1 protein-coding gene is annotated in these 373 nt (G+C 49.3%); it reads left to right on the top strand.

The genetic code is table 11. From position 1 onward, the window contains the following. Positions 1-373: methyl-accepting chemotaxis protein (locus Q4528_RS12830; protein WP_303521862.1), on the top strand; the 373-nt coding region annotated here is incomplete at both ends.

Below are 373 nucleotides of genomic sequence, written 5' to 3'. Positions count from 1 at the left end.
GAACACGGCAATCAGCTGACTCAATCCGCCACCTCTGAAATAAAGCAGCTAGTGGGGCAGGTGGATAGCGCGTCTGAAGATATGCGAGAGCTGGCGCAAAATAGTAAAGATGCCAGTAAGATCTTAGAAGTGATTAATGGCATTGCAGAGCAAACTAATTTGCTGGCGTTAAATGCCGCCATTGAATCGGCTCGAGCGGGAGAGCATGGTCGCGGCTTTGCGGTAGTGGCTGATGAAGTAAGGAACTTAGCCAAGCAAACCCGTGGTTCTACCGATCAAATTGAGCAAATGATGGGAGAATTAGTCAAAGGTGCAGAAAAAACCGAAGGGCAAATGCGCCAAGGGCGCAGCCAAGCTAGCGCTAGTTTTGAAC

The organism is Staphylococcus pasteuri (assembly GCF_030547725.1).
GTDB lineage: Bacteria > Bacillota > Bacilli > Staphylococcales > Staphylococcaceae > Staphylococcus > Staphylococcus pasteuri.
Note: the sequence above shows the minus strand (reverse complement) of the source record. Positions and strands in the feature narration are given on the sequence as shown.